Source organism: Duganella sp. OV510 (genome assembly GCF_900100205.1).
GTDB lineage: Bacteria > Pseudomonadota > Gammaproteobacteria > Burkholderiales > Burkholderiaceae_D > Rugamonas.
The window spans coordinates 147,015-170,937 of the sequence record NZ_FNEQ01000008.1 but is presented as its reverse complement, the minus strand read 5'-3'; the positions used below and the strand labels follow the sequence as shown (position 1 = coordinate 170,937).

At 61.6% G+C, this 23,923-nt stretch carries 20 protein-coding genes and 3 tRNA genes; 11 read left to right on the top strand and 12 right to left on the bottom strand.

From position 1 onward, the window contains the following. Positions 1–36 precede the first annotated feature (36 nt). The 7 genes from BLS51_RS20935 (at position 37) to BLS51_RS20905 (ending at position 5,254) form a co-directional block, all read left to right on the top strand. Positions 37–1,428 carry a protein adenylyltransferase SelO gene (locus tag BLS51_RS20935; protein WP_373994349.1) on the top strand — a complete coding sequence of 464 codons (1,392 nt, stop codon included), beginning with the start codon at positions 37–39 and terminating at the stop codon, positions 1,426–1,428. A gap of 14 nt (positions 1,429–1,442) precedes the next feature. Then, positions 1,443–1,841 (top strand): peptide-methionine (R)-S-oxide reductase MsrB, encoded by a 399-nt coding sequence (msrB, locus tag BLS51_RS20930; protein WP_090187869.1) that lies wholly within the window; start codon positions 1,443–1,445, stop codon positions 1,839–1,841. Positions 1,842–1,851: 10 nt separating this feature from the next. After that, complete coding sequence (locus tag BLS51_RS20925) at positions 1,852–2,481, top strand: septation protein A (RefSeq protein WP_090187864.1); 630 nt, start codon at positions 1,852–1,854, stop codon at positions 2,479–2,481. After that, positions 2,478–2,759, top strand: a complete 282-nt coding sequence (locus BLS51_RS20920; RefSeq protein ID WP_090187860.1) for a BolA family protein — start codon at positions 2,478–2,480, stop codon at positions 2,757–2,759. The genes BLS51_RS20925 and BLS51_RS20920 overlap by 4 nt, the downstream gene beginning before the upstream one ends. A gap of 97 nt (positions 2,760–2,856) precedes the next feature. After that, entirely contained in the window at positions 2,857–3,633 is a 777-nt protein-coding gene (locus tag BLS51_RS20915) for a peptidylprolyl isomerase (protein ID WP_090187856.1), read from the top strand. Positions 3,634–3,725: 92 nt separating this feature from the next. Then, entirely contained in the window at positions 3,726–4,502 is a 777-nt protein-coding gene (locus BLS51_RS20910; RefSeq protein ID WP_090187852.1) for a peptidylprolyl isomerase, read from the top strand. A 77-nt stretch (positions 4,503–4,579) separates the two neighbouring features. Next, complete coding sequence (locus BLS51_RS20905) at positions 4,580–5,254, top strand: DNA alkylation repair protein (protein WP_090187849.1); 675 nt, start codon at positions 4,580–4,582, stop codon at positions 5,252–5,254. 3 nt (positions 5,255–5,257) lie between these two features. Here the strand turns inward: BLS51_RS20905 and purL are convergent, their stop codons facing one another. Further along, entirely contained in the window at positions 5,258–9,313 is a 4,056-nt protein-coding gene (gene purL, locus BLS51_RS20900; RefSeq protein WP_090187845.1) for a phosphoribosylformylglycinamidine synthase, read from the bottom strand. 226 nt (positions 9,314–9,539) lie between these two features. On the opposite strand from purL, the gene BLS51_RS20895 reads away from it, so the two are divergent. Continuing rightward, positions 9,540–11,180: a response regulator gene (locus BLS51_RS20895; RefSeq protein WP_090187841.1), complete on the top strand. Its 1,641-nt coding sequence runs from the start codon at positions 9,540–9,542 to the stop codon at positions 11,178–11,180. A gap of 2 nt (positions 11,181–11,182) precedes the next feature. Here the strand turns inward: BLS51_RS20895 and BLS51_RS20890 are convergent, their stop codons facing one another. From BLS51_RS20890 to BLS51_RS20870, 5 genes are all read right to left on the bottom strand, one after another. Beyond that, complete coding sequence (locus tag BLS51_RS20890) at positions 11,183–12,172, bottom strand: TraB/GumN family protein (protein ID WP_090187836.1); 990 nt, start codon at positions 12,170–12,172, stop codon at positions 11,183–11,185. An 11-nt stretch (positions 12,173–12,183) separates the two neighbouring features. Continuing rightward, entirely contained in the window at positions 12,184–12,324 is a 141-nt protein-coding gene (locus BLS51_RS29770) for a hypothetical protein (protein WP_175472641.1), read from the bottom strand. Positions 12,325–12,439: 115 nt separating this feature from the next. Next, entirely contained in the window at positions 12,440–13,105 is a 666-nt protein-coding gene (locus tag BLS51_RS20880) for a Clp protease N-terminal domain-containing protein (protein ID WP_175472640.1), read from the bottom strand. A 10-nt stretch (positions 13,106–13,115) separates the two neighbouring features. After that, entirely contained in the window at positions 13,116–13,328 is a 213-nt protein-coding gene (locus tag BLS51_RS20875) for a hypothetical protein (protein ID WP_090187826.1), read from the bottom strand. 36 nt (positions 13,329–13,364) lie between these two features. Beyond that, positions 13,365–16,961 carry a hydantoinase B/oxoprolinase family protein gene (locus BLS51_RS20870; protein WP_090187823.1) on the bottom strand — a complete coding sequence of 1,199 codons (3,597 nt, stop codon included), beginning with the start codon at positions 16,959–16,961 and terminating at the stop codon, positions 13,365–13,367. A 96-nt stretch (positions 16,962–17,057) separates the two neighbouring features. Here BLS51_RS20870 and BLS51_RS20865 point away from each other — a divergent pair, with 96 nt between their 5' ends. Next, positions 17,058–18,569: an NAD(P)H-hydrate dehydratase gene (locus BLS51_RS20865; RefSeq protein WP_090187820.1), complete on the top strand. Its 1,512-nt coding sequence runs from the start codon at positions 17,058–17,060 to the stop codon at positions 18,567–18,569. 67 nt (positions 18,570–18,636) lie between these two features. Here BLS51_RS20865 and BLS51_RS20860 read toward each other — a convergent pair whose 3' ends face one another. Beyond that, complete coding sequence (locus BLS51_RS20860; RefSeq protein WP_090187816.1) at positions 18,637–19,350, bottom strand: ABC transporter ATP-binding protein; 714 nt, start codon at positions 19,348–19,350, stop codon at positions 18,637–18,639. 94 nt (positions 19,351–19,444) lie between these two features. Between BLS51_RS20860 and BLS51_RS20855 the strand changes: the two genes are divergently transcribed. Together BLS51_RS20855 and mnmH are read left to right on the top strand one after the other, a co-directional pair. Beyond that, a complete protein-coding gene (locus BLS51_RS20855; RefSeq protein ID WP_373994348.1) occupies positions 19,445–20,029 on the top strand; it encodes an arylesterase in 585 nt (194 codons plus the stop codon). Further along, positions 20,026–21,084 (top strand): tRNA 2-selenouridine(34) synthase MnmH, encoded by a 1,059-nt coding sequence (gene mnmH, locus BLS51_RS20850; protein WP_090187806.1) that lies wholly within the window; start codon positions 20,026–20,028, stop codon positions 21,082–21,084. The genes BLS51_RS20855 and mnmH overlap by 4 nt, the downstream gene beginning before the upstream one ends. Before the next feature lie 51 nt (positions 21,085–21,135). Here mnmH and BLS51_RS20845 read toward each other — a convergent pair whose 3' ends face one another. The 5 genes from BLS51_RS20845 to BLS51_RS20825 form a co-directional block, all read right to left on the bottom strand. After that, positions 21,136–23,049 carry a SurA N-terminal domain-containing protein gene (locus BLS51_RS20845; RefSeq protein ID WP_090187803.1) on the bottom strand — a complete coding sequence of 638 codons (1,914 nt, stop codon included), beginning with the start codon at positions 23,047–23,049 and terminating at the stop codon, positions 21,136–21,138. Between the two features lie 174 nt (positions 23,050–23,223). Further along, positions 23,224–23,300, bottom strand: a tRNA-Asp gene (locus BLS51_RS20840). 38 nt (positions 23,301–23,338) lie between these two features. Then, a tRNA-Asp gene (locus tag BLS51_RS20835) sits at positions 23,339–23,415 on the bottom strand. Positions 23,416–23,472: 57 nt separating this feature from the next. Then, positions 23,473–23,548, bottom strand: a tRNA-Val gene (locus BLS51_RS20830). Positions 23,549–23,597: 49 nt separating this feature from the next. Then, positions 23,598–23,870: an HU family DNA-binding protein gene (locus BLS51_RS20825; protein ID WP_070266615.1), complete on the bottom strand. Its 273-nt coding sequence runs from the start codon at positions 23,868–23,870 to the stop codon at positions 23,598–23,600. Between the last annotated feature and the right edge of the window lie 53 nt (positions 23,871–23,923).

The window sequence follows — 23,923 nt, the reverse complement described above, 5'->3', positions numbered from 1 at the left end:
TTCGCGTCCCTGCCGCCTGCTTTTTACACCCGCTTGATGCCGACGCCGCTGCCCTCGCCTTACCTGGTGAGCGTCAGCCCACCGGCCGCGCAGCTGATCGGCCTGGCGCCAGACGACGTCGCCGCCAGCCTGGACATCCTGATCGGCAACACCGTGCCGGAGCGCGCGCAACCGCTGGCTGCGGTCTATTCCGGCCACCAGTTCGGTGTATGGGCCGGCCAGTTGGGCGATGGCCGCGCCATCCTGTTCGGCGATGTCGCCACGGCCGAGGGGCCGATGGAACTGCAATGGAAAGGCGCAGGCCTGACGCCCTACTCGCGGATGGGCGATGGCCGCGCCGTGCTGCGGTCGTCGATCCGCGAATTCCTGTGCTCGGAAGCCATGCATGCGCTCGGCATTCCAAGCTCGCGTGCGCTGTCGGTGGCCGGCTCGGACCAGGGCGTGGTGCGCGAGACGGTTGAAAGCGCGGCGGTGGTGGTGCGCATGGCGCCCAGCTTCGTGCGCTTCGGCTCGTTCGAGCATTGGTACTACCGCAAGCAAAACGATCAGCTGAAGCTGCTGGCCGACTACGTCATCGAGCGCTTTTACCCGGCGCTGCGGACGGCGGAAAATCCCTACGCCGCGCTGCTGGAAGAAGTCACGCGCCGCACCGCGCACATGATCGCGCACTGGCAGGCGGTCGGCTTCATGCATGGCGTGATGAACACCGACAATATGTCCATCCTCGGCCTGACGCTGGATTACGGTCCGTATGGCTTCATGGAAGCGTTCGACGCCAACCACATCTGCAACCACACCGACCAGCAAGGCCGCTACTCCTATGCCAACCAGCCGCAGATCGGCCACTGGAACTGCTACGCGCTGGCGCAGGCGCTGCTGCCGCTGATCGGCGAAGTCGAGCCGACACAGGCGGCGCTGGATGTCTACCAGCCGGAATTCGCCCGCAAGATGGACGAACTGCTGCACGCCAAGCTCGGCCTGAGCATGCTGGACCAGCACGCCGACGACGACCGCGCGCTGTTCGACGACCTGTTCGGCATGCTGGAAGGCGTGGATTTCACGCTGTTCTTCCGCCGCCTGAGCGGCGTGCGCGCGGCCGACACCAGTGGCGACGAAGCGCTGCGCGACCTGTTCATCGAGCGCCCTGCCTTCGATGCCTGGGCCGAACGCTATCGCGCGCGGCTGCGCGCTGAAGGCAGCGACGACGCCGTGCGCACGGTTGCGATGAATCAAACCAACCCCAAATACGTGCTGCGAAACTATCTGGCCCAGGTGGCCATTGAAAAGGCGCAAAACAAGGACTTTTCCGAGGTGGAGCGCCTGTTGACCGTGTTGCAGCGCCCCTACGACGAACAGCCCGAGCACGAGCAATATGCCGCCTTGCCGCCGGACTGGGCAAGTCACCTGGAAGTTAGCTGTTCTTCTTAAGCGAGAAATAAGCCATGAGCAATAAAGTTGTCAAAACCGACGCCGAATGGCGCGCCGAACTCGATCCGATGGAATATCAGGTGACGCGCCATGCCGCCACCGAACGTGCTTTTACCGGCAAGTTCTGGGATCATCACGAGCATGGGATCTACACCTGCGTATGCTGCAACACGCCGCTGTTCCGTTCCGATACCAAGTTTGATTCCGGTTGCGGCTGGCCAAGCTACTTTGAACCGATCGATCCGGCCAATGTAGTGGAAAAAGTCGACCGTTCCCATGGTATGCTGCGCACCGAAACCATCTGTGGCGTGTGCGACGCGCACCTGGGCCATGTATTCCCGGACGGCCCGCCGCCGACCGGTTTGCGTTATTGCATCAACTCGGCATCCTTACGTTTCGACCCACAAGACTAATAAAGACATCATGAAATTCCTGTTCGATTGGCTCCCGGTCCTCTGCTTCTTCGCCGCCTACAAGCTGGCTGGCATGGAGGCCGACGCGGCCCAGCACTTCATCAACACTTATATGAGCGGCGTGGTGTCCGGCGGTTCGGTCACGTCGGAGCAATCGCCGATCGTGCTGGCCACGGTCATCGGCATCCTCGCCACGGTGGCGCAGATTGCCTGGGTCAAGCTGCGCGGGCAGAAAGTCACTGGCACCTTGTGGGTGACGCTGGTGCTGTTCTCGGTGTTCGGCGGGCTGACCATCTATCTGCATGATGAAGCCTTCATCAAGTGGAAACTGAGCATTTTGTACTGGCTGTTCGCTGTCGGCCTGCTGGCCAGCGATCTGCTGTTCAAAAAGAACCTGATGCGCCAGTCGATGAAGGAAATTATCGAATTGCCGGACCTGATCTGGTCGCGCCTGAATCTGGCCTGGGTGATTTTCTTTGCCGCCATGGGCGTGCTGAACTGGTATCTGGCCTTTGTACTGTTTAAAGGTGACACCGATGCCTGGGTCAATTTCAAAACCTTTGGCGTTACCGGCATCATGTTTGTATTTATCATCGCGCAAACGGTGTATTTGTCGCGCCATATGAAGGACCAGGCATGAGCGGGATTCAAGATACCCGCCTGGCTCGCATGCGTGCAGCCTTCGAGGCCAGGCTGGCACCGCTTGAACTGGTGCTGGAAGACGACTCTGCCTCCCACGCCGGCCATGCCGGCGCGGCCTCTGGCGGCGGCCATTACAATGTCAGAATTGTTTCGTTACAATTCGAAGGCCTGAAACTCGTCACGAGACATCGACTCGTGTATGATTCCGTGCACGATATGATGCACAAAGAAATTCATGCATTGGCCATTACCGCATTGGCGCCGTCAGAAGTCTGATGCGGTTGCGGCCGCTATCGGCTTTTATTAAAAATAATTGAAGACATAGCCGTCCAAGCTTACATTCGCTAAATCTTTCCCTTTACAGGAATTAATAATGACTTTCAAGCCAGCCAAGTTGCTGATTGCACTTCTCGTTGTCGCTGTACCAGCTTTTGCGCAAAACGTTGCCGTTGTAAATGGCAAGGCGATCCCAACCTCGCGCGTCGAGGCCGTCGTCAAGCAAGTTGTAGCCCAAGGCCAGCAGCCTGATTCGCCGCAACTGCGTGACATGATCAAGAAAGACCTGATCAGCCGCGAAGTGCTGGTTCAGGAAGCGGACAAGCAAGGCTATGCCAAGAATGCCGACGTCAAGACCGCCATCGAAAACGCCCGCCAGGCCATCATGGTCAATGCCCTGCTGGGTGAATACGTGAAGAAAAACCCGGTGTCGGACGCCGACATCAAGGCTGAGTACGACAAATTCGTCGCACAAGCTGGCGACAAGGAATACCACGTGCGCCACATCCTGCTGGGTACCGAAGCGGAAGCCAACGACGTGATCGCCAAGATCAAGGGCGGCGCCAAGTTCGAAGAGCTGGCCAAGCAGTCGAAAGACACCGGCTCGGCAGCCAATGGCGGCGATCTGGACTGGGCTTCGCCTTCGTCCTTCCCACCAGTGTTCTCGCAAGCTTTCGTGGCCCTGCAAAAAGGCCAGGTTACCGAGAAGCCAGTGCAAACCCCGAACGGTTTCCACGTGATCAAGGTAGACGATGTCCGTCAAGCCAAACTGCCTACCCTGGAAGAAGTGAAGCCGCAAGTGGCTGAAGCACTGGTCCAGAAGAAAGTGCAAGCTTATCAGGAAGAACTGGTAAAGAAAGCAAAAGTGCAGTAATGTTATGAAAGGCGGCGCCCTGCGGGGCGCCGTTTTTGATTCTGCGTAGGTATGATGCACCTTCAGAGTGTAATTTTTTAAGGATTGAAATAATGATGTTGAAGCCAGCCCGCCTGATGTTAGCCCTGATCGCTGTCGTGGCAGCACCAGCTTTCGCCCAGAATGCCGCCACCGTCAACGGCAAGGCCATTCCAGCTGCCAAGGTTGATCAAATGGTCAAACAAGTTGTCGCCCAGGGCCAGCAGCCAGATTCGCCGCAACTGCGCGAAGCTGTGAAAAAAGAACTGATCAGCCGCGAAGTGATGCTGCAGGAAGCCGATAAACAGGGTTACGGCAAAAAGGCCGAAGTGACCTCCGCTATCGATAACGCCCGTCAAAGCATTATTATCAATGCGATGCTGGCTGATTATGTGAAGAAAAACCCGGTTAAAGATGCTGAAATCCAGGCTGAATACGACAAGTATAAAGCTGCTGTCGGCCCAACCGAATATCACTCGCGTCATATTCTGGTCGCTACTGAACAGGAAGCCAAAGATATTATCGCCAAGCTGAAAGCCGGCGGTAAATTCGAAGAACTGGCCAAGGTATCGAAAGACGGTTCCGCCAATAACGGCGGCGATCTGGGCTGGATGACCCCAGGCAAACTGGTTAAACCATTTGCCGACGCCATGATCGCACTGAAAAACGGTGAAATCACCCAGACCCCGGTGAAAACCGAATTCGGTTTCCACGTCATCAAGCTGGAAGAATCGCGTCCAACCCAGCTGCCTCCGCTGGCTGAAGTTAAAGGCCAGGTTGCTGAAGCGCTGCAACAGCGCAAGATCGCAGCCTACCGCGAAGAGCTGCTGAAGAAAGCCAAGATCCAGTAATCTGGACCGGCTCCAACGAAGCGCCTGCTTGCAGGCGCTTTTTTTACGTCCTCTGTAGACTCAAAACCAGCGCGATCATGCCAACAACCAGCATAAACCCGGCCTTCCTGGCCGATATGGCAGCCGCCCTCACCTCAGCCATCGACGCAAAGCGTGCGCCAGCCATGCGCGCCTACATGCGTGACCAGTTCATCTTCCTGGGCGTCGGCACACCCGAACGCCGCGCCGCCGGCAAACCGCTGCTGCGCGTCTTGAAAGGCCGAGGCACCAAAACGCTGCTGGCCCACGCCCGCGCGCTATGGCAACTACCGGAGCGCGAATATCAATACGTGGCATTGGACATGCTGGCGATGCACTGGAAAGAATTAAACATCGCGGATATTCCCGCACTCATGGAACTGGTACAGGATAAATCGTGGTGGGACACAGTGGATGCATTAGCCGGCATTATTGGCGACGTATTACGCCACCAGCACGATTATATGGATAACGCGTTACGAGATAACAATATGTGGGTAAGGCGCATCGCCTTATTACACCAATTAGGCTGGCGAGATAAAACCGATCCGCAGCGCTTATTTGATTACTGCCTGGCGCTGGCGCACGAAAAGGAATTCTTTATTCAAAAAGCGATCGGCTGGGCGTTAAGAGATTATGCCCGCCACGCGCCGGACGCGGTCCGCTTATTTACCCACAAAGAAAAAGAGCGGCTTGCGCCGCTCTCCTTCCGTGAAGCAAATAAACACCTATAAAACTTAGGCGACGAATTTGCGGGCGTTGCGGAACATGCGCATCCACGGCGATTCTTCGCCCCAGGCTTCCGGTGCCCACGACTGCTGGACGGTACGGAATACGCGCTCGGCATGCGGCATCATCACCGTGAAGCGGCCGTCCGGAGTCGTTACCGAAGTCAGGCCTTGCGGCGAGCCGTTCGGGTTGTACGGGTAGGCTTCGGTGGCGGCGCCACGGTTGTCGACAAAGCGCATCGCGTGCACGGCTTCGCCGATGTTGCCGGTCTGCGAGAAGTCCGCATAGCCCTCGCCATGCGCGATGGCGATCGGCGTCTGCGTGCCGGCCATGCCGCTGAAGAAGATCGACGGCGAATCCAGCACTTCCACCATCGCGAAGCGGGCTTCGAATTTCTCCGATTTGTTGGTGGTGAACTTCGGCCAGGCATGCGCGCCAGGAATCAGCGGTTTCAGGTTGCTCATCATCTGGCAGCCGTTGCAGATGCCCAGGCCGAAGGTATCCTTGCGCTCGAAGAACTTGGCGAACTGATCCGACAGCGCGCTGTTGAACAGGATGGTCTTGGCCCAGCCCTCGCCCGCACCCAGAACGTCGCCGTACGAGAAGCCGCCGACGGCGATAACGCCCTGGAAGTCATCCAGCTTGGCGCGGCCCGAGATCAGGTCGCTCATGTGCACGTCGATCGCGGCAAAGCCAGCCTGGTGCATGACGTAGGCGGTTTCGATGTGCGAGTTGACGCCCTGCTCGCGCAGGATGGCTACCCGTGGACGCACGCCGGTGGCCAGGAATGGCGCGGCAACGTTCTCGCTCAGGTCGAACGTGACTTTTGGCGTAATGCCCGGGTCCTGTTCGTCCAGCAGACGGTCGTATTCGGCGTCGGCGCAGGCCGGATTGTCGCGCAGGCGGGCGATGCGCCAGCTGGTTTCGCTCCACAGGCGATGCAACTCGACACGGGGCTTGTTGTAGATGACCTTGGCGTCGCGGGTGAATTCGATCACGCCACGGTCATTGGTCTTGCCGATGATGTGGCTGCAAGCGCCGAGGTTGAACGAACGCAGCACGTCCATCACCACCGATTTCTCTTCGGCGCGCACCTGGATGACGGCGCCCAGCTCTTCCGAGAACAGCGCGCGCAGCGTCTGCTCGTTGCGGCGTTCGGCGATCTGGGTGGCCCAGTTCTTGGCGTCGCCCTGGTCGGCGCCATGTCCCTCTTCCAGCGTCAGGATGTCGAGGTTGATCGACAGGCCGGCGCGGCCGGCGAAGGCCATTTCGGTCAGCGTGCCGTACAGGCCGCCGTCCGAACGGTCGTGGTAAGCCAGCAGTTTGCCATCCGCGTTCAGTTGCTGGATGGCGGCGAAGAAGGCTTTGATGTCTTCCGGATTGTCGACGTCCGGCACCGAGTTACCCAGCTGGCCCATGACTTGCGCCAGCGACGAGGCGCCCAGGCGGTTCTTGCCACGGCCCAGGTCGATCAGGATGATGGAGGTGTCACCCACATCGGTGCGCAGTTGTGGCGTCAGCGACTTGCGCACGTCATATACCGGCGCGAACGAGGAAACGATCAGCGAGACCGGCGACAACACAGCCTTGGCCTCATCGCCCTCTTTCCAGGTGGTGCGCATCGACAGCGAATCCTTGCCGACCGGGATGGAAATGCCCAGTGCCGGGCACAGCTCCATGCCGACCGCCTTCACGGTGTCGTACAGCGCGGCATCCTGGCCAGGCTGGCCACAGGCTGCCATCCAGTTGGCCGACAGCTTGATGTCTTCGATCGAGCGGATCGGCGCAGCAGCGATGTTCAGCACCGCTTCGGCAACGGCCATACGGCCCGAGGCGGCGGCGTTGATGACGGCCAGCGGCGTGCGCTCGCCCATCGCCATCGCCTCGCCCTGGTAGCCTTCAAAGCTCATGGCTGTGACGGCGCAATCAGCCACCGGCACCTGCCATGGACCGACCATCTGGTCGCGCACGGACATGCCGCCCACGGTACGGTCGCCGATGGTGATCAGGAAGGACTTGTCGCCGACAGTCGGCAGCAGCAGCACGCGCTTGGCGGCTTCTCCCAGATCCATGCCGGTCAGGTCGATGGCCGGGAAATCGTTCTGCACGTGGTGCACGTCGCGCTGCATCTTAGGCGGTTTGCCCAGCAGGACGTCCATCGGCATGTCGACCGGCTCGTTGCCCAGTTCAGGATCGATCAGCTTCAGCTGGCGTTCTTCGGTGGCCGTGCCGACCACGGCGAACAGGCTGCGCTCACGCTCGCAAATCGACTGGAACAAGGGCAGGTCGTCCGGCGAAATCGCCAGCACATAGCGTTCCTGCGATTCGTTGGACCAGATTTCTTTCGGCGCCATGCCGCTCTCTTCCAGCGGAATCTTGCGCAGGTCGAAAATCGCGCCGCGCTTGGCGTCGTTGGTAATTTCCGGGAAAGCGTTCGACAAGCCGCCAGCGCCCACGTCGTGAATCGAGATGATCGGATTCTTCGCGCCCAGTTGCCAGCAGGCGTTGATGACTTCCTGCGCGCGGCGTTCCATCTCCGGATTGCCACGCTGGACCGAATCGAAGTCCAGGTCGGCGGTGTTGGTGCCGGTCGCCATCGACGATGCGGCCGAACCGCCCATGCCGATGCGCATGCCGGGACCACCCAGCTGCACCAGCAGGCTGCCGACCGGGATATCGTTCTTGTGCGTGTGTTGCGACGAGATATTGCCGATGCCGCCGGCAATCATGATTGGCTTGTGATAGCCGAACACGGTGTCATGTGCGCCGGCGAACTGCTTGCCGATGTTCTGTTCGTAGGTACGGAAATAACCACCCAGCACCGGACGGCCGAATTCATTGCTGAACGCGGCGCCGCCCAGCGGGCCGTCGATCATGATCTGCAATGGCGAGGCGATGCGCTCAGGCTTGCCGTATGGCGTGCCGGTATCGCGGTAATCAGCGCCGTTGACTGGCGCGGTGACCACCGCATCGCTTTCCCACGGACGCACGGCGCCCGGCAGCAGCAGGTTGGACACGGTGAAGCCGGTCAGGCCCGCTTTCGGCTTGGCACCACGGCCGGTCGCGCCTTCGTCGCGGATTTCACCACCGGCGCCGGTCGAGGCGCCTGGGAACGGCGAGATCGCGGTCGGGTGATTGTGCGTCTCGACCTTCATCAGCGTGTGCGTCAACTCGGTCATCGGCGCATATTCGTTGCTGCCATCCTGCGGGAAGAAGCGCATCACTTCAGCGCCTTCCATGATCGACGAGTTGTCGCTGTAGGCGACCACGGTGCCTTTCGGTTGCAGCTGGTGGGTGTTCTTGATCATGCCGAACAGCGACTTCGGCTGGGCGACGCCGTCGATGGTCCAGTCGGCGTTGAAGATCTTGTGGCGGCAGTGCTCGGAATTGGCCTGCGCGAACATCATCAGTTCCACGTCGGTCGGATTGCGGCCGGCCTTGGTGAAAGCGGCATCCAGGTATTCCACCTCATCATCCGACATGGCCAGGCCGAGGTCGGTATTCGCCTTGTCCAGCGCAGCCTTGCCGCTGCCGATCACGTCGACGCTTTCCAGCGGGCGGGCTTGCAGTTCGCGGAACAGGCCGGCTGCATCGTCCGGCGAACGCAGCACCGACTCGGTCATGCGGTCGTGCAGCAGCGCGATCACCGCCTGTACTTCCTGGTCGCTCAGCTTCTTCGGCGCGCCGATCGAGCTGCCGAGGATGCCGGTCTTCAGGTTGATGCGGTACGCGACGCCGCGCTCGACGCGCTTGATGTGCACCATGCCGCAGTTGTGGACAATGTCGGTGGCTTTCGACGCCCATGGCGAAATCGTGCCGAAGCGCGGGATGACGAAGAACTCTTCGACAGCGCCTTCGGTATTCTCGGCGTGGGCCGGCTCGCCGTAGGTCAGCAGGCCTTGCAGGCTGTTGCTGTCGTCGGCCGACAGCGGTGCGCCGGCATCGATGAAGTGGACATAGCGCGCCTGGACAGCGGCAACGGACGGCAGCACAGCTTGCAGTTGGTTCAACAGGCGTTGGCTACGGAATGCGGACAGGGCGTTAGAGCCCGGCAGAATCAGCATGGTTGGAAGATAGTTGATGCAGCTAGGCTGCGGTTTAAAGGGGAATGAGGCACGAGATACTGGTCTTGCAGATTTTCCTTTGCCGACATTATACCCGCTATCAGCGTTGCCATATAGTGCTTACACCGTGCAAAAGCTGCCATGGAAGCAACATTTTGCGCCGAAAATAAGGTATTTTCATTTGCCATGGAGTATGCTGAGCACATCTTAGCGTGGATGGTGAACAATGGCAGAAAATAGCGACTTGTCGGTGCTGATCGTCGACCCGAATCCGGGCATGCGCGGCAACCTGCACAATATGCTGAGCCAGTCGTCGATCACCAAGATCGAGTATGCAGTCAGCTCAGGCACGGCGATCCGTCAGCTCGCCAAGAAGCCGTTCGACATTATTTTGTGCGAATACGACCTCGGCAACGGCAGCGGCGAGGCCAATGGCCAGGACGGCCAGCAATTGCTGGAAGACCTGCGCCACCACAAACTGATCTCGCCGTGGACGATTTTCATCATGCTGACTTCCGAAGGCGAGTACAGCAAGGTGATCGGCGCCGCCGAACTGACCCCGACCGACTATCTGCTGAAGCCCTTCACCGTCGACTCCCTGCTACAGCGCATCAGCCGCGCGGTCGACCGCCGCACGCACTTCCTGCCGATCTACCAGACCATCGAAATGGGCAATGTGCGCAAGGCCATCACCGAATGCCTGACAGCGCAGGACAAGAGTCCGCGCTACGCCATCGATTTCGCCCGCCTGCGCGCCGAGCTGATGTTCTCCGTCAACGACCTGGCCGATGCCGAAATGGTCTACCAGTGGATACTGATGACCCGCCCTATCGCCTGGGCGCATCTGGGCCTGGCGCGCTGCCGCTACGGCCTGGCCAAGTACGCCGAGGCACAGGAAACGCTGCAACAGCTGCTGGAGCAGAATCCACGCTATATGGCGGCGTACGACTTGCTGGCGCGCACCCACGAAGCGCTGGGCCAGCAGGAATCCGCCAAGAAGATCCTGGAGGACGCGGTACAGATTTCCCCGCACATGGTGCGCCGGCTGCGTCATCTGGGCGAGGTGGCGTTTGAAACCGGCGACGTCGGCGTCGCCGAGAAAGCGTTCAAGCAAGTGGTGGCCAAGGCCAAGTATTCAGAATTCCGCGATCCCGAGGACCACGTCAAGCTGGTCAAAACGCTGGTCAAGAAAGGCGATGCCAACCAGGCCACCGGCGTGATCCGCGACATGGAGCGGTCGCTGCGCAGCAGTCCCAACGTCGATGTCTGCCGTGCGATCGCCGCCGGACTGGTGCAGGAGATGGCCGGCAACCTGACGGCGGCAGCAACCGAACTGACCAACGCCGTGAATTCGGTGGCCGCCAGCCGGGGCTTGTCGACCGGGCTGAAAATCGGGCTGGTGCACAGCTGCCTCGGTGTCAAGCTCGACCAGCAGGCATCCGACCTGATGCTGAACCTGATGAACGATAACGAGAGCGGCGTTTCGATGGACGACGCGGTGCAGGTGTTTGAAAAAGCCGGCCGTCACGACCTGGCGCAAGGCATGGGCGAACAGATCAAGATCCAGGTCGACGAGCTGATCGCACACGCTTCCGAGCAGCGTTCGCATGGCGATCTGCGGGCGGCGGTGGACACGCTGAATGCCGGGCTGCGCAAGGCGCCGGGCAATATGTCGCTGCTGCCGGCGGCCACCTCGGCCATCCTCAAGCAGCTGGACGACCTGGGCTGGGAGGCGCCGCTGGGCGAACAATGCCTGTTCCTGCTGGAACGCATGCGCCGCCTCGACCCGGCCCACCCATCACTGGAAACGCTGACGGCGCAGTATCACCACACCCAGCGCAAGTACGGCATTTCGGCGACCGCCTAGCCTTAGTCCGGACTGACCACCTCATAGCCTTTGGCCTTGAGCGCATTCAGGTAGCTGCTGTTGCCGAGGATGTCCGACATATTCAGCATGGCAAAGCTGGTAGCATTGCTGTCCAGCGCCTTGTCCACCGCTGCCAGCCAGGCGGTCTGTACGCGCTCTTTGACGTTCTGCAATTCCGGATGCTTCTTGACGAATTCCGCGTTGAGCATGGCGTCGTCGCAGGCGGCTTTCTGGTCGGGATAGCTGAGATTCTGGATGACTTCGATGTCGCCCTTGGCCCAGGCGTTGGCGCGCACCCGCATCGCGTCGAGATCGGCGTCCAGGCGGTCCAGCGTCCTGGTGAAGCAGGCAGTGTCGGCCAGCTGCGCCTTCTTGAATTCGCCCAGTGCTTCGGAGGCGTTGCTGGTGTCGAGCTTGATGCCGGTGTCGGTCACTTTGATCTTGTGCTGCTTGACGATGTCGTCGATTTTCTTATCGACCGCGTAGCCGCGCGTCAGGCCGGATTGTTTGAGGCCAGCCTCATACAGCTTCTGCGCGGCAAAAATCGGGCGCTCGCGCTCGATGCCGTTGTTCTTGCCGAGATACTTGGTTTTCAGCGGTTGCCAGCGAGCGTAGATGTCGGCCGGCAGCACGTCCTGCAAGGTGGCGCCGTCCGGATTTTTCTCGATGCCGATCAAGGTTGGCAGCATGGTGATGCCTTTGAAAAAGCCGACCTTGAACTGCGCGCGCGGCGGCGTCAGGTATTCCTGCGACTGGGCCAGGATGCTTTCCACCTGCTGCGAGCGCCATTCCATTTTGTCCGGCAGCGGCGAATAGGTGCCGAAGATCCACAACACATGATCGCCCTTGCTGACTTTCCACAGGCCCGGACCGGGACGCTGGCCAACCAGCAGCACGGTTTCAGCGTCGGCTGGCGGAGGTGCCTCCTCTTGCGCCAGCGCGGCGGACAGAGGCAGAAGCAGACATAGCGTGGGCAGCAAGCGTTTGAGCATGGGATCCGTTTTCAGAAAGCGATGAGGCCATTGGAAAGGCAATGGCTGATGAAGTACCAGGAGACGAAATACAAACCGCACAGCAGGAAGGCCGACAGGATGGCGGCGCGTGGCGAGCTGCGGGACTGGAATATCCTCAGTAGTGTGCGCATGGTGCCTTCCTCTTGCCTGTCAAAAATTCAACTGTACGTTGCCAGGCAAGCGGCGGACAAGCCCCGAATGGCAGGTGGCGGATTCCGGTACTGAGGGTATCGCCTGCCTGGTCTGTCAGGATGCCATGGTGGCTTGCAGTTCCGCCTCGGCGGCGTTGCCAAGGGCTTGCAGGTCGATGTCGATGGTGTTGAATGCGCGGCCGGCAGCGCTGTGCGCCATCGTCGCAGCAGCCAGCAGCACGTGCGCGCCGCACAAAGGCGCCGGCAAGCGGCGCTGCAACTCGGGCAGGCTCTGCATCAGCGACTGACCGGACGGCTGGGCATCAAACAGCACCGATGGCGTGCACGGCGCGATTGCGGCGGTGACGGAGGCGTCACCCGCCTGGGCGCCATTGAGCGACGTGTGGCCGGACGCAGCGGCGGATGCGTCGCCGACCTCGGCGCCGTCCAGCGACCTGCGGCCGGACGCAGTGGCGGATGCGGACGCCTGGTCTGCTGCGGCGGCGCCTGATGGGGCGGCGGCGTCCACGTGCAAGCCCATCGCGTTGAGCGCGGCGGTGTGGCGATTGGCGAGCGCGGCGCGGTAAGCATCCGGATCGGCGCCGAGACGCTCGAACACGCGGCGCGCGCTGCCATCAGGCAGATCGAGCGCCGCCAGCATGTAATGTTCCGCACCCGGATGGCGCTGTCCTTCCTGCAAGGCGCGCCGTTCCGCGTCAAGCGACAAGGCCATGATAGTGCGTGTGTCTTTCCAGCGTTGCTTCAGCTTGGCGAACATCATCGATCTCCGGTTAGCCGCGTGCGATCGCGGCGGCATGCTTCTTGTGGGCGGCTTGCTTGGTCACGCCAAGTGCTTCAGCAATCTGGGCCCAGGTCCAGCCCGTCTCCAACGCCTTCCGGACAGCATTGCGCTCAATTTGATCCGCCAGCGCGCGCAACGCCAGCGCCGCCGCCATGGCGTCGCCGGGTTCGTCCGGAATCTTGATGTGATGGAGATCGGTCATGCGTCAACTTTAATTGACGCACCCGCGTTTGTCAACTTAGGTTGACGAACCAAAGCCGCCGCCGCCGGGCGTCTCGATGATGAATACATCGCCCGGCTGCATATCCGTCTTGCCGATATGGCCCAGCACTTCAACCGAACCATCCGCGCGCTGCACGCTGTTGCGGCCCAGCGCACCCGGTTCGCCGCCATCCATGCCGAATGGCGCGTGGATGCGGTTGTTGGACAGGATCGCCGCCGTCATCGGTTCCAGGAAGCGCACCTTGCGTACGCCGCCATTACCGCCGTGCCAGCGCCCTGCTCCGCCGCTGCCGGCGCGGATCTCGTAGCTGTCCAGCCGCACCGGGAAGCGGAACTCCAGTATCTCGGGATCGGTGAGGCGCGAGTTGGTCATATTGGTTTGCACCACCGACGTGCCGTCGAAGCCCTCGCCGGCGCCGGAACCGCCGCTGATGGTTTCGTAATACTGGTACTTGGCGTTGCCGAAGGTGAAGTTGTTCATCGTGCCCTGCGCCGCCGCCATCACGCCCAGCGCGCCGTAAAGCGCATTGGTGATGCAGGTCGAGGTTTCCACGTTGCCGGAAACGACAGAAGCCGGATAGCGCGGATTCAGCATCGAGCCTTGTGGAATCAGCACCTTCAGCGGCTTCAGACAGCCGGCATTCAGCGGAATCTCGTCATCCACCAGCGTGCGGAATACATACAATACCGCCGCCATGCATACCGCCGACGGCGCGTTGAAGTTGTTCTCCAGCTGCGCCGATGTGCCGGTGAAATCGATCTCCGCGCTGCGCGCTGCCTGGTCCACGCGCACAGCTACCTGGATCTGCGCGCCGTTATCCAGCGGCAGCGTGAAAGCGCCATCCTTCAAGGCGCTGATGACGCGCCGCACCGCCTCTTCGGCGTTATCCTGTACATGGCCCATGTAAGCCTGGACTACATCGAGGCCGAAGTGCGCCACCATCTTGTGCAGCTCCTCGACGCCTTTCTGGTTGGCGGCGATCTGCGCGCGCAGGTCGGCCAGGTTCTGGTCCGGATTACGCGCCGGGTACTGCGCGCTGGCCAGCAAGGCGCGCGTTTCGGCTTCGCGCAACTGGCCAACATCGACCAGCTTGAAGTTATTGATTAACACGCCCTCTTCCTCGATCACGCGCGAATCAGGCGGCATCGAGCCCGGCGTGGTGCCGCCGATGTCCGCATGGTGGCCGCGCGAGCCGACGTAGAACAGGATCTGCGCGCCCGCCTCATCAAATACCGGCGTAATCACCGTGACATCCGGCAGGTGCGTGCCGCCGTTGTACGGATCGTTGAGCATGAAGACATCGCCGGCGCGCATGCGGCCGGCGTTCTCGCGCATCACGGTCTTGATGCTTTCGCCCATCGAGCCAAGGTGCACCGGCATGTGCGGCGCGTTGGCGATCAGGTTGCCGTCGGCATCGAAGATGGCGCAGCTGAAGTCGAGCCGCTCCTTGATATTGACCGAGTACGCAGTGTTCTGCAGCCGCAGCCCCATTTGCTCGGCGATCGACATGAACAGGTTATTGAAAATCTCCAGCATCACCGGATCGGCGGTGGTACCGATGGCGCGCCGCTCAGGCAAGGCCGCCACACGCTTCAGCACCAGATGGTCGTGCAGCGATACCTGCGCCTGCCAGCCCAACTCCACAATGGTGGTGGCGTTCGCCTCGGCGATGATCGCCGGGCCTTTGATGATGTCGCCAATGCGCGTGGCCGAGCGCTGATAGAGGCTGGTCTGGCGCCACTTGCCGCCGCTGTACATCGGCACCACCGCATGCGGCATCAGGCCGGACACCCGGCGCGTCGCCGGCTCCACCGTCTCCGAAGGCGCATCGGATTTGCCAACCGCTTCCACCGACACCGCCTCCACAATCAACGCACGCGATTGCATCAGGAAGGAATAGCGCTTGCGATACGCCGCCTCGAACTGCCGCTGCATCGCCTCCACCGTATCGAACAGCACGATCAGCGCAGTATCCGTGCCTTCGTAGCGAAGATGCACGCGGCGGATCAGCGAGATGCGCGCATCTTCCACCTGCTGGTGATGCAGATCCGCGCGCGCCTGGCGGCCCAGCGCGTCCAGCCGCGCTTCCAGACTGGCGACATCGTCGGCGCTGAGACGCGTTTCGACGGCGGCTTCGCGCATCGCCGTCTGGTCGGCCAGGCCCATGCCGTAAGCCGACATCACGCCGGCCAGCGAATGAACGAAGACCGTCTTCATGCCCAGCGCATCGGCCACCAGGCAGGCGTGCTGGCCGCCGGCGCCACCGAAACTGGTCAGCGCGTATTCGGTCACATCATGGCCACGCTGCACCGAAATCTGCTTGATGGCGTTGGCCATATTGCCGACCGCGATATCGAGGAAGCCTTCTGCCACCTGTTCCGGCGTGGTTTCCGTACCGGTGGCGGCAGCGATCTCGCCGGCCATCTCGCTGAAGCGTTCGCGCACTGCGCTGGCATCCAGCGGCTGATTGCCGTCGGCGCCGAACAGTTGCGGGAAGTGCTGCGGCTGGATTTTACCCAGCATGACGTTGCAGTCGGTGACCGCCAGCGGACCACCGCGACGATAACTGGCAGGGCCGGGATTGGCGCCCGCGCTGTCCGGGCCGACGCGATAGCGGCTGCCGTCGAAATGCAGGATGGAGCCGCCACCTGCCGCCACGGTATGAATGCTCATCATCGGCGCGCGCATGCGCACGCCGGCCACCTGGGTTTCGAACACGCGTTCGAATTCGCCCGAGTAGTGCGACACATCGGTCGAGGTGCCGCCCATGTCGAAGCCGATGATTTTGTCGAAGCCAGCCAGCTTGGACGCCCGTACCATGCCGACGATGCCGCCGGCCGGGCCGCTGAGGATCGAGTCCTTGCCCTGGAACGCGCGCGCGTCGGTCAGGCCGCCGTTGGACTGCATGAATTGCAGGTTCACGCCTGGCAGCTCGCTGGCCACCTGGTCGACATAACGGCGCAGGATCGGTGACAGGTAGGCATCAACCACGGTGGTATCGCCGCGCGCCACCAGTTTCATCATCGGGCTGATTTCGTGCGACACCGAGACTTGCGTGTAGCCGATTTCCAGCGCCAGATCGGCCACCTTGGCCTCATGCGCGTGATAGCGGTAGCCGTGCATGAACACCACCGCCAGCGAGCGCAGGCCCTGATCGTAAGCGTGCTGCAGGCCGGCGCGCGCGGCCACCGGATCCAGCTCTGTGACGATCTCGCCGTGTGCGCCAATGCGCTCATCGATTTCGATCACATGGCTGTACAGAAGCTCCGGTAGCAGGATGCGTCGATCGAACAGGCGGGGACGGTTCTGGTAAGCGATGCGCAGCGCGTCACGGAAGCCGCGCGTGATCGCCAGTGCGGTCGGCTCGCCTTTACGCTCCAGCAGCGCGTTGGTGGCCACGGTGGTGCCCATCTTCACCGCGCCGATCTGCGTCACCGGAATCGGCCGCCCCTTGGCGACGCCCATCAGTTGGCGGATGCCGGCAATGGCCGCATCGGCGTAATGTTCAGGATTCTCGGACAGCAGCTTCAGCGTGCGTAGCCGGCCATCCGGCGCACGCGCCACGATGTCGGTAAATGTGCCGCCCCGGTCTATCCAGAATTGCCAATCCATGCATGCCTCGCTAAGCTGTGAAGCGTCTATTGTAGTGCCGCCGATGCACGTCGCACCAGCGGAGCTTGCACAATTTTTAGATGCTAAAATGGCACGATGAATCCACTTTATACCGTTGCTGAAATCCGCACCATCGAACGCACCGCCGCAGCCGCGCTGCCGCCGGGCGCATTGATGCAGCGCGCCGGCCAATCGAGCGCCAACGCCGCGCTGGACCTGCTGCCCATCACCATCGCGCAGGCCAGGGTGCTGGTGCTGGCCGGCCCGGGCGACAATGGCGGCGACGCGCTGGAAGCGGCGGCGCATCTATCCTTTACCGGCGCGCAGGTCACGCTGATTCATCACGCGCCGCCGAACGCCAACGCCGCCTCGGCCGAGCGCAAGGCAGCGCTGGCGCGTGCGCAGTCCAGCGACGCGCGCTTCCGCGAGGCGGAGGACGCCAACATCGCCGGCACGGAGTGGGACCTGGTCATCGACGGCCTGTTCGGCATCGGCTTGAAGCGGCCGATTGGCGGCGCCCTGCGCACGCTGGTCGAGGCCATCAACCAGCTGCGTTGCAGCGTGCTGGCGCTGGACGTTCCCAGCGGGCTGGATGCGGATACCGGCTGCGTGGTCGGGCCGGGCGGCGTCGCCATCCGCGCCACGCACACCGTCACCTTCATCGGCAACAAGCCGGGGCTGCACACCTGCGACGGCCGCGACTACGCAGGCCTGGTCGACATCGCGCGGCTGGAGATCGACGCCAGCCATTACATGCCGGCGTCCCTGCACCTGAACGACGTCAAATTTTTTTCGCGCCACCTGCGCGCGCGGCGGCACAACTCGCACAAGGGCAGCTATGGCAACGTGGCGGTGATCGGCGGCGCGCGCGGCATGAGCGGTGCGCCGATACTGGCGTCGCGTGCCGCCATCAACAGTGGCGCCGGACGTGTCTACACGCTGTTCGTCGAAGATCCGCTGGCCGCCGATCCAGGCCAGCCGGAACTGATGTGCCGCGCCGCGCAAGACTTCGACCTTAGCCAGGCCACGCTGGTGATTGGCCCCGGCCTGGGCAACTCGGCTGCCGCGCGTGACCTGCTGGCCGACGCCATCGCCTGCGGCAGCGCGCTGCTGGCCGACGCTGACGCCCTCAACCTGCTGGCGGGCGACGCCGCGCTGCAAAGCGCGCTGGCGCAGCGTTCGGCCGCAGTCGTCATCACGCCGCACCCGCTGGAAGCCGCACGGCTGCTCGGCAGCAGCATCGGCGCCGTCCAGGCCGACCGGCTAAGCGCGGCGCGCACACTGGCCGCGCGGCTGCATGCTGTGGTGGTATTAAAAGGCTCCGGTACCATCATTGCCGCGCCGGACGGCCAGGCCGTCATCAACACCACCGGCAACCCGGCGCTGGCCACCGCCGGCACCGGCGACGTACTGGCAGGCGTGTGCGGCGCCCTGCTGGCGCAGGGCTGGCCGCAATGGGAGGCGGCACTGGCAGCGGTCTGGCTGCACGGCATGGCGGCCGACGTACTGGTCACCGAAGGCATCGGCCCGATCGGCCTCACCGCCGGCGAACTGATCCCCGCGATCCGCACCGCCCTCAACCGCATGATCCACCACCAAGCCCGCTAGAGTCCGGGGTCAGTTCTGCCAAACGTACACGAGCTCATGTACATTTGGCAGAACTGACCCCGGTTTTTTAGACGAGGCGGCCGGCGGCGATGGTGATGGTGCGGCGGCAGCGGGCGGCCATTGACTGGTCGTGTGTGACCAGCACCAGTGTTGAGCCGTGTTGGCGGTTGAGCTCGAACATGAGCTGGATTACGGCTTCGCCGGTGGCGGCGTCCAGGCTGCCCGTTGGCTCGTCGGCAAATAGCAGCGGCGGCTCGGTGACGAAGGCGCGCGCCAGTGCCACGCGCTGCTGTTCGCCGCCGGACAGGTATTTGGGATAGTGCTTCAGCCGGCTCGACAGGCCGACGCGGGATAGCATCGCTTCGGCCCTTTCGCGTGCGCCTGCCACGCCCGCCAGTTCCAGCGGCAACATGACGTTTTCCACCGCCGTCAGGTGCGCCAGCAGCTGGAAGGACTGGAACACGAAGCCGAGCTTTTCCTTGCGCAGGGCGGCGCGGCCGTCTTCGTCCAGCGCGTAGATGTCGACGCCGTCCAGTATCACTTTGCCGGCACTCGGCGTGTCCAGCCCGGCCAGCAGACCAAGCAAGGTGGACTTGCCCGAGCCCGATGCGCCGACAATCGCCAGCGTCTCGGCCTTTTGCACGGTAAAATCCACCTCGTGCAGGATCGTCAGTTCGCCGGCGGCATCGGCAACACGCTTGGCCAGGCCTTGAACGGCAATGGCTGGCTGCACTCCAGCCGCCGCTACCGGCGACGGCGCCAGGGCCGGGCCTTCCGGCATGAATTGGGTAGACGCTTTAGGGAAATCGGGCATGCTGAATATGGTTAATTGTTTATCTGGAAAAATACTGCGCACCTTCGCCGCCCTGCTCTTCATGGCAGCCGCGACGAGCGCCTATTCTGCACCAAAAACCGTGCTTGTGCTCGGCGATAGTTTGTCTGCCGAATATGGTTTGTCGCGTGGCACCGGTTGGGTGGCGCTGGCGGAACAGAAACTCAAGCAGAATAACATCGATGCGGTCGTCGTCAACGCCAGCGTTTCCGGCGAGACCACCAGCGGTGGCCGCTCGCGCCTGCCTGCGCTGCTGGCCAAGCATAAGCCGGACCTGGTGGTGATCGAGCTGGGCGCCAACGATGGCTTGCGCGGTCTGCCGGTTGCCGCCGCCAAGGCCAATCTACAGGCGATGAACGAGGCGGCCGCCAAGGCCAACGCCAGGGTGATGCTGATCGGCATGCGCATGCCGCCCAACTATGGCCGTGACTACGCCGACAAATTCTTCGCCATGTTCGGCGTGCTAAGCAAAGAGATCAAGGCACCACTGGTGCCGTTCATGCTGGATGGCGTGGCCGAGAAGCCGCAGCTGTTCCAGCCGGACCGCCTGCATCCGCTGGCGGAGGCCCATCCGATTATCCTGGCCAACATCTGGCCAACATTACAGAAAGCCATCAAGGCAAAATGAAGTATCCCGAAGTTTTAAGCATCGATCAGGTGCTGGCCCAGCTTGACACCTTCGATGCCATCATCGATGCCCGCAGTCCGGTGGAATTCGCCCAGGATCATCTGCCGGGCGCGATCAATGCACCGGTGCTGGACGACGAGCAGCGCATCCGCGTCGGCACCATGTACAAGCAGACAGGGTCTTTTGAAGCAAAAAAGCTTGGGGCTGCCCTGGTCGCCAAAAATATCGCCAGGCACATTGAAGAGTTGTGGATCGATCAGCCGCGCGAGTGGCGCCCCTTGATCTATTGCTGGCGCGGCGGCAACCGCAGCGGCGCCATGGCACATATCCTGGCCAAGGTCGGCTGGCCGGTGGTGCAGCTGGAAGGCGGCTACAAGGCCTTCCGCCAGGAAGTCAACGCAGCGCTAGAACAGGCGCCGGCGCTGACCTTTAAAGTGGTGTGCGGCACCACCGGCAGCGGCAAGAGCCGCCTGCTGGAGACGCTCGCAGCGCAAGGCGCGCAGGTGCTGGATCTGGAACAGCTGGCAGCGCATCGCGGCTCGGTGCTGGGCCACCTGCCCAGCCAGCAGCAGCCCAGCCAGAAGGCGTTTGAAACGCGCATCTGGGATGTGTTGCGCCGCTTTGATGCGTCCCAGCCGGCGTTCGTGGAGGCGGAAAGCAAGAAGGTCGGCAACCTGCGCGTGCCGGCAGCGTTGATGGAGACCATGCGCGCGGCCGATTGCATCGCGCTGACGCTGCCGCGCGCCGAACGCGTCAATCTGCTGATGGCGGACTATGCACACTTCCTGCACAGTCCGGAGTCCTTGAATGCGCGGCTGGAGCATCTGACACAGTTGCACGGCAAGGAGAAGATCACTCACTGGCAGGCGCTGTCGCAAGCAGGCCGCATGCCGGAGCTGGTCGATGAGCTGCTGGCGCAACATTACGATCCCGCCTACCTGCGTTCAATTGACCGCAATTTCAGCCGCTACGCCCATGCGCAGCCGTTGGCGCTGGCAGATATCAGCGACCATGCCTTCGCCGAGGCGGCGCACCAGCTGATCGCCGGCACCTGAGCCGATAAGCGCCCCATGTAAAAAGAGCCGCATGAAGCGGCTCTTTTTGTATTACTTGACTTCGGTGACGGTGGTTGTCGAAGCAACCGGCTTCAGGATCTTCACCTTGGCCTTGGCTTTCAGGAGTTCAACGTACTGCGCCATCTCCTGCTGTGCGACCAGGTTGCTGATCTGCTCGGCTTCCTGCTTGCGCTGCGCTTCGTCGACGCTGGCAGGTTGCTGTACTTTGCTGATGCGGTACACGCCGTAGCCGGTGCCTGGCACGTCCACGCCAACATAGGCTGGCAGCTTGCTGGCGTCTGCTTTCATGACCGATTGCAGCGCCAGGCCATTGATGCCTTCAGGCTTGCCGCGCGATACCAGCTTGGCGCCGCCAAAGCCGCTTGCATCGCCGGATTTCTTGAGGGCAGCCAGTTTCTCTTCGCCAGCCTTGGCAGCCAGCTTGGCCGCTTCTTCGATGGTCACGCGCTGACGGATCTGCGCATCCACTTCGGCCAGCGGACGCTTGGCAGCCGGTTTGAACTCGACAATACGGCCCGAGATCAGGGTGTTCGGCGCAATTTCCACCGCTTCGGTGTTGCGCTTGCTGCTGATCGAGTCGTTCGAGAACAGTGCGGTCAGGAACTTCGGATTGTTGTACAGCGCGGCGCCAGCCATTGGCGATGGGTTGCGCGATACGCCGGCTGCAGCTTCCACTTTCAGGCCCAGCTTTTCGGCAGCCGGTTTCAGGCTGTCAGCTTGCTCGTAGACGGTGTTGCTGAAGGTTTCGGCCATTTCCGAGTATTTCTTCGACGCCTTCTGCTTTTTCAGCAGGTCGGCGACGTCGGCTTTCACCACTTCCAGCGGCTTGACCACGGCTGGCTTCAGCTCGGTGACGGTCAGCACGTGCCAGCCGAATTCCGACTGCACGGCATCGCTGATCTCGCCCTGCTTCAGCTTGGCGATGGCGGTTTCCACCGGCGCGACCAGCGAACCTTTTTCGATCACGCCCAGGTCGCCGCCCTGCTCGGCCGAACCCGGATCTTCCGACTTGGCTTTTGCCAGCTTGGCGAAATCCGCCGGGTTCTTGCGCAGCTCGGCAACGATGGCGTCGGCCTTGGCCTTGGCGGCCGTAGTGTCGGCGGCGCTGGCGCCCTTCTTGACGGCGATCAGGATGTGGCTGGCGCGGCGGGTTTCCGGCGTGGTGAACTGCGCCGAGTTCTTGGCGTAGTAGTCCGACACTTCGGCGTCGCTGACGTTCACCTGGCCGGCGACCACGTCGTTGTTCAGCACCACGTATTCGATCTTGGCCTGCTCGGGCACTTCGAAGAACTTGCTGTTCTTCTCGTAGAAGGCTTTGACCATCTCGTCGGTGACTTTGACCTGCGGCACGAAATCAGCCACCGGCAGCAGCAGCTCCTGCACCTCGCGTTCCTGCGCGACGATGTCCGACAGGTTTTTGGACACGCTACGTGGCGCAAAGCCGGTCGATTCGACGGCGGTGGCCAGCTGTTGCTGTTCCAGGTCGCGGCGCAGGCGCGCGTCGTAGTCTTCCGGACGCATGCCCTGCTGCGCCAGGATGGCCTTGTAGCGCTCCATGTCGAACGCGCCAGGGCCACCAAACTGGTCCATGATGACTTTCTGCAGCTGTGGCTCGGTCACGCTCAGGTGGCTGTGCAGCACTTCGGCGGCGATGGCGCGTTGCGCGATCAGCTGGTCCAGCACGTTTTGCTTGAACTCAGGCGTGTCGAACATCTTCTGGTCAAACTGCGCGCCGAGGCGCTGGCGGTAAGTGTCCAGCTGGTTGCGCACGGCATTGTCGAATTCCTGCTGGGTCAGCGGCTTGCCATCGATTTTGGCGATGGTATTGGCGTCGTCGCCAAAGCTCTGGTAACTGCCGACGCCGACCAGTGCAAACGACGGCACGATGACGATCGCCAGGAGGATTTGCATCAAGCGTTGATGGGTACGAATAAATTCAAACATGGTCTGCCAATTCGGATTAAGTAGGACTTGCACATACAAAAAAGGCGAACCCACGTTCGCCTATTCCGGTTGCCGGATTTTACAAGGAATATATCGGATATTCAATGTTGAATTATCAGTTCCGGAAAAAGAAAAACCCCGCAGCTCATTATAAGCTGCGGGGTATCTTGTTCTTGGCGGAGCGGACGGGGCTCGAACCCGCGACCCCCGGCGTGACAGGCCGGTATTCTAACCAACTGAACTACCGCTCCTAGTTGGTACAACTTGGTACTACTTGTCTTGATATTGTTGGCGGAGCGGACGGGACTCGAACCCGCGACCCCCGGCGTGACAGGCCGGTATTCTAACCAACTGAACTACCGCTCCAGTTGAATATCAAGGTGCTACATACTACAGTAAAACTTAATTTCTGGCAAATGTTTTTGGTGGGCGGTGAGAGGCTCGAACTCCCGACCTAAGCCTTGTAAGGGCTCCGCTCTACCAACTGAGCTAACCGCCCATTTGCCTGAGTGAGCAGCTTTGTTACCGCTGCTACTCACCGAAGTCCGTTAGTTTACAGCATCTTTCAAAGCTTTACCAGCTTTAAATTTAGGAACTTTAGCTGCCTCGATGGTGATCTCTTCCTTGGTGCGCGGATTGCGGCCGGTACGGGCAGCGCGTTCGCTCACGGAGAAGGTACCAAAGCCTACCAGGGTCACGCTGTCGTTCTTTTGCAGGGTGGTGGTAACACCGTCAATCACTGCGTCCAGTGCGCGAGCAGCAGCCGCTTTCGAAATATCAGCGGTGGTGGCGATATGGTCGATCAATTCAGTCTTATTCAAAGCAATTCCCCGTCACAAAGGTTATATCTGTTCCCGCTTAAAATACGGCAACG